At 70.7% G+C, this 6,061-nt stretch carries 4 protein-coding genes; all 4 read right to left on the minus strand.

Annotated features, from left to right (window positions below; genetic code table 11):
- Positions 1–68: 68 nt before the first annotated feature.
- Complete coding sequence (locus JHC99_RS17075; RefSeq protein ID WP_292155842.1) at positions 69–320, minus strand: hypothetical protein; 252 nt, start codon at positions 318–320, stop codon at positions 69–71.
- Positions 321–415: 95 nt separating this feature from the next.
- The gene (locus JHC99_RS17080) at positions 416–3,022 is read right to left on the minus strand and encodes a penicillin-binding transpeptidase domain-containing protein (RefSeq protein WP_292155844.1); all 2,607 of its coding nucleotides are present in this window, start codon (positions 3,020–3,022) and stop codon (positions 416–418) included.
- Positions 3,019–5,826 (minus strand): hypothetical protein, encoded by a 2,808-nt coding sequence (locus tag JHC99_RS17085; protein WP_292155845.1) that lies wholly within the window; start codon positions 5,824–5,826, stop codon positions 3,019–3,021. The genes JHC99_RS17080 and JHC99_RS17085 overlap by 4 nt, the downstream gene beginning before the upstream one ends.
- A 13-nt stretch (positions 5,827–5,839) precedes the next feature.
- The coding region (locus JHC99_RS17090) for a hypothetical protein (protein WP_292155847.1) at positions 5,840–6,061 on the minus strand (222 nt) is incomplete at its 5' end.

The raw sequence follows: 6,061 nt of genomic DNA on the forward strand, positions 1-6,061 counted from the left end.
GACCTGACCCCACCCCTGACCATCGCCTTCAAGGACTGGAACGCCGCCCTGCAGGTGTCAGCCCTGATCTAGTCGGCCGAGGTCGCTTTGCCGCACGACGCATCGCCGGCCAGCGGGATGGTGACGACCTCGCCGGGCTTGGGCCCGTTCACGGCCTCGATCCGCGCCTTCACGAAGGCATCGTCGAACGGATAGCGCCGGAAGAAGGCGGTCCAGGTCTCGAACTGGCCCGGGACCGCATCTGTGACACAGGCCGCGCCCGACGCCGCCTCGACCCCGCCGCGTCGACCAAAGGCCAATGCTGCCGAGATCAGGGCCACAGCACACAGTCCGACGACGGGTGCGAGTCTGCCCCACCCGGTCGGAATGGCCCTCGACCTTGCCCGCGATCGTTTCGACGTACGGCTTCCCCGGCTCATGGCGCGCTCGCGTCCTGCGCCAGCCAGGCACGAACCACGGGCGACGCCAGCAAGGCCCCGGCCATATCGGTCGCCGGTGCCTCGCCGTCATGGCTTTCCAGATTGATGACGATGGCCAGCGCCCGATTCGGCGGCACGCCCGGCACGGCCTTCGCCGCCGCCACGGCAGACGGATAACGCCCGATCACCAGCGCGATCCCGTGGCCCACCCCGACCGCCGACGCCGCCTCCAGCGTCAGGTCTGTCACAGCATGGGGCCGGGCCAGCAGGTCGCGGTCGATCCGGCTGCGATAGGCCGGCGACATGGCTCTCAGCGCCGCATCCAGCGCCGCCCGCGATCCCGCCTGGCCGGCGATGTCGGCGCAGACCGGCCGCATCGTCGTCGGCGCAGTGATCCTGCGGCTATCGGGGTCCCAGGTCAGGCCGCACTGACGTTCCGCCAGCCGCACGGCCGCCGCACGCGCGGGTGACGGGGCCACCCCGATCTCCAGCGTCGGCGTCCCGGTCTTGGCGAAGATGCGATAGTCGCCGGGCGGCAGGCTGGGTCGCAACCGGGCCGCCGTTCCCCGAACCGCCGGATCGTGACCGGTCACCGCCTCCATCCCCTGCAACACCAGGTCCCATTCCGCCGGATGGGCGACCGTGCGCGCGGCCGGTGGCGGCAGGCGGTCCGGCTGGGTCAGCCGCGCATTCACGGGCCGCCGCGTCACCATCCGTGACACCATCTCGGCCACCTTGATCGAGGACCAGCGCGTCCGGTTGCCGCCCAGCACGCTCATCAGATAGTCCCGGTGCAGATCGACCAGGTCGTTCAGACCCAGGTTGCCCTCTTCCAGGAAGATCCACCCGGCCCCCTGTTTCGGCGTCTCCGCCAGACCAGGCCACAGGTTGGCCGACGACGTCGCTCCGCCCGCCTCGAACTCGGTCAGGACACCGAACAGGTCGGTCATCGTGACGCCCCAGGTCAGCGGCGGCCCGGCACGCCCCTCCAGCCGATAGCCGTCCGGCCCGCGCGGTCCGATCGGCCGCATCGTTTCGATCACCGGCGGCCGGCACAGCCGCGTCACTCCGATTGCATAGCAGTCCGACCCGTCGACCAGCGCCGGATCAGGCACCGATGGTGCATCGCTGAGCGCCAGCAACATCAGCCCCACGGCATATCGATTGCTGGACCGCGCCAGGAAACTGACCATGTCCAGGTCACCGGACACCGTGTCCCGGAACGGGGCCTCGACCCCAACCACCCCCTTGAAGTCACCCATGGCCGTCAGCTTCAGCCCCGCCAGCTCAGGATGGGCTTGCAGGATCGCCATGGTGATCGGGGCCTTGGCGACCGAGCCGACCGGTTGGGCGGTGAAGTTGTGATTGCGGTCGTCCATCCCGGCGCGTGTGAAGATCGAGGCGTCGGGCGGCCGCTGCGGCCGGCTGGCGATGGCCAGGACCTCGCCGGTATTGGCGTCCATCAGGGTGATCGAGGCCCGCGCCGGCAGTCCCGCCGCATTGAGCAGCCGCCCCGGCGGCCCCAGCACCGTCTCGGCCGCGTCCTGAAGCCGCGCGTCCAGCGTCGTCTCAATATCACCGAGCCCCGGCCGACCGGCCACCAATGTCTCCACCCCCCGGCTGAAGGCGTCCAGCCCCCAGGCCCGCGTCCGCCTGGCCCCCGGCACGGGTGCGGGCGAGATCGCCTCATTGGCCCCGCCGTAGTCATAGGCGTCCCGCAGCATCGCGCCGCCCGGTCCCGCCGCCTCGAAGGTCAGGGTCTCGCCGGCCCTCAGCCACGCATAGGCCACCCCGTCGGCCGTCTGCAATCTGCCGCCGATCCGTACCGCCAGCCGGCATTCGGGATGGGCCCGCAACCGGACCAGGGCGTCGCCGCGCAGGTCGGTGCCGATCCGCATCACACTGGCCACCTCGCCGACGCAGCCCGCCTTCGTCGCCCGAAACCGGTATCGCCAGGCCGCGTCAGCCGTCGCCGGCGTCTCGCCGAACAGCTCGAGCGTACCGTCACGCCCGTTGGGCCGGAACCGCATCGGCCGCTCCCGCGCTGGCCCTGCTCCTGTCTCCGAAACCCGACGGGTCAGCCCGACCACCCGCGCCGTGCCCGGCCGATAGAGCAGGCCCCCGCGCCAGCTGTCCGGCGCATTGAACGGCCCCGCCACCTGATGCGCCGAGGGGTCGATGCCGACGATCTCGATGGTCTCGCGCCCGTCCCGCTGAAATCGATAGTCCGACACCCGCCACCGTTCGGGCGCTCTCAGGTCGCCGAACAGATAGGATTCCCGCTTGAACCGCTGCCAGACCGGATCACGGGGCGCGAGCGGCGACTCGACCACCGCATAGCCGCCGCCCGTCGCCCGCATCTCCAGCCAGCCCCGCGCCACCACCAGATCGTCGATCAGGGCATTGTACCCCTCCGCGCGCTCATCGCCCCCTGCAGCCGCACCACCCGCCACGCGCGGGATCGGATTGGTCACGGCCAGGACCTGGGGCGCGATGCAGATCAGCAGCACCAGCAGCGCGCCCAGCGCACCGCCCCATGAGACCCGCATCGCCTTCACCGACGGCAGGGTCATCCGGGCCTTGGGAATGCGCGATCGGCTCATGACGCCCGCCCCGGCCGCAGCCGCCGCACGATCCGCTCCAGCCCCGCCTCCCAGGCGAAGGCGTCCTTCGCCCACAGCCCGGCGATCCCGACATAGGCCAGCCCGATCAGGATCGTCCCCTCCAGCAGGTCGCTGTCCGACGCCGCCGCCAGCAGATAGACGTTGCGCCCCGTGAACGGCACCAGCTGAAGATTGGCCAGCACGATATAGGCATCGACCCCGAACACGACCCACAGCGCCATGAAGCCCGCGATCTCATAGCGACCGCGCGGCACCCCATCCCGCCGCGTCCGCCGCGCCAGGGCGACCGGCAGCACCGCCAGCAGGATCAGGAGGGCCGCCGCCGTGATCCTTCCGAACGGCGAGATCAGATGGATGGCGGACAGATTGTCGTTCAGATGCACGGGCCTAAGCACCGTCAGATTGGCCGGTGTCAGATAGCCCCGCCCGAACAGGGTGTCGGTGTATCCGGACAGCTGTCGCGAGATGACCCGCAGATCCTCGGCCTCGCTCGCCCCCGACCGCAGCAGTCGCTCTGGATCGAGCCGCATCCAGACCCGCAGCAGGGTCGGATCCTCGTCCACCGCCTGTTCCAGGATCTTCAAGGCGGGCGCGTCGCTGACCGCGTCGCGGGCCTGCGCGATATTGCGATCCCGGTTCTCGGCGAACCCCAGAGAAAACGCCCCCGCGACCAGCACCCCCAGCAACAGCACCGATAGCCCCGCCGCCGGCGCCGACCAGATCATCCGCGTCCGCAATGGCAGATCGCGCCCGAACCGGCTCCATGCCACCCAGGCCGCCATCCCCGCGATCGGCAGGGCCACGATCACATAGCCGTTGTCCTTGACCAGTCCCGGAAGCACCGCCAGCATAAGGAACAACAGGCCTGCGAACACCAGCCCCAGCCGGATCAGACGCCGAGGGTTCGCCCGCAAAGCCTCGGCCAGAAGCCCCGAGAACCCCAGGATCATCGCCGGCGTATAGATCACGCTGACGGCGAACCCGAGGCCGGGAATCCGCTCCTTGATCGACAGGAATCCCAGCACCGCCCGCATCGCCGCGGCCGCCCCGAACAGCACGGGCCAGGTCTGGGCCGCTTCGGCTTCGGTTCCTGCTCCAGTCTCGGCATCCGCATCTGACGTGGTTCTGGCCGGCCAGAAGCCGACCCCCGCCGCACCGAGGATCGCCAGAACACCTCCAACGAGGGCCAGTCCGCCCGGCACCGCGCCCGCCAGACCGCCCTCCGCCGTCACCGGCGCGCCGTACAACCCGCCGACCACCAGGGCCACACCCGCGAACAGCCCAAGCCCGACCGCCCACGGCCTGCGTCCGTCCCTGGGCGGGGCCAGCAACAGGAACAGCACCGGCAGCACCACATAGGCGATCGCCGCCTCGCCGATCAGCCGGCCGGGTGCCAGGGTCTCCGGATCGGCCCCCGCTCCGGACACCGCGATTACGAACCGCAACGCCAGCAGGGTCTGGAACACGCAATAGATCGACCAGTGGACCGCCCGATCCGTCCACACGCCGCGCTGCAACCACAACACCCCGCCGGTCCAGGCCAGAATCAGCACCACCAGGGACCAGGGAGCCCCGAACCGGGCCATGGTGAAGGTCGGCGCGACACCGCCCTCGCCCTTGATCACACTCGACAGGAAACGCGCACAGTCCGCCGCGCGTGGCAGGGTCGGATTCTGGTCCAGCCCCGCCGCTACCGGACCGCCCAGGATCGGATAGCGGATGTCGGCCGTGGTCAGCCGCCCGTTGGTCGGACAGGTCGCCACCACCTCGGTCGCCGGGGTCTGGAGCCTGACGGACACGCCTCGACCCTGTCCCTCGACGACGAGCGCCCGTCGCTCCTGCAACCGTCCCGCCGGCTGCCCCCCTTGCGAAAACCCATAGGTCCGCACGTCCCAGATCGTCACCGTCGACCCAGACGGTACCTCGACCGTTCGGCCGTTCGACCGGTTCGCGCCACCTTCGACACGACGCGGAGCCTCGCCCGGAAGAGCGACCCACAACTGCGGGTCCAGCGCCAGAAGTCGCCAGTCCGCCCCGCGCCACCCCCCCTGCTGATACAGCACAGACCTCAGCCGTCCGGCCGCTGCATCGGCCTCCAGATATCGCTCGACCGGATAGACGGCCTGCGACGCCCGCCACGGCCGGGGCGCGGCGATGAAGGGGAAGGGTTCACGACGCGGGAAGGTCTCACCCGCGTCGACCCTGTCCTCGGCCGCCACGACACGCCCCTCGGCGTCCAGCCGGCCCGCCACGAACCGCACCGCGCCGGACCGGCTCAACACCCGCCAGCGCGCGCCCGGCCCGTCACAGGTGCCGACGCACAGGGCGCTACCTCTGGGAAACGGCTCCGAACCTACGAATTCCTTGTCGACCGAGACCACCGACACCCCGTCGTCCGCTGCCGCGGGGGGGCGCACGATCAGCTCGGCGACACCCTGGGCCGCCGCGCCGCCCGATCCGCCCATTGGCCTCAGCGAAGCCAGCCCCGCCGTCGCGCCTTCGACGACCAGCCCGTCCTCCGGGCCTCCGCCAATGGTCAAACGGTCGCCGCGCCCGCCGAGGTCAAGACTCTCCAGCGTCATTCGGATCTGGCCGAACCGCGCCGTCTGGCCTCCGCCCCGATCGATCAGCACCGCACTGCCGATCGCGATCAGAACGATGGCCGGTGCGACCAGCACCCCCAGCACCGCGACCCGCCCCGACAGCGGCGCAGCCTTCCCCGATCCCGACCAGATCAGCCAGGCCAGCAATCCCAGAACGGCGGCGACCAGAGCTCCGGTCAACGGGCTGTCCCGATCACCCCTCGGCCTCCAGATGGTCGGCCCGGTGCTCCGACACATAGAGCCGCCGATAGGCCCGCCGCACCCGCCGCAGGAAACGCGCCCCGCCGACCACCACCACCGTCAGCCCGACCAGCAGGGCCAGCGACAGGATCGCCGATCCGATCGGCGTCAGGGTCACAGCCATCGGCGCCAGGATCATCGCCCTCCCCGCCCCCCGGCACAGGTCGGCGTGTTC

The sequence above is a fragment of the Brevundimonas sp. genome, assembly GCF_016463485.1.
In the GTDB taxonomy this organism is placed as follows: domain Bacteria; phylum Pseudomonadota; class Alphaproteobacteria; order Caulobacterales; family Caulobacteraceae; genus Brevundimonas.

Bases quoted from the DNA above. Each gene is read 5' to 3' on its own strand.
- JHC99_RS17080 (WP_292155844.1), bottom strand. From the start codon at position 3,022: ATGAGCCGATCGCGCATTCCCAAGGCCCGGATGACCCTGCCGTCGGTG.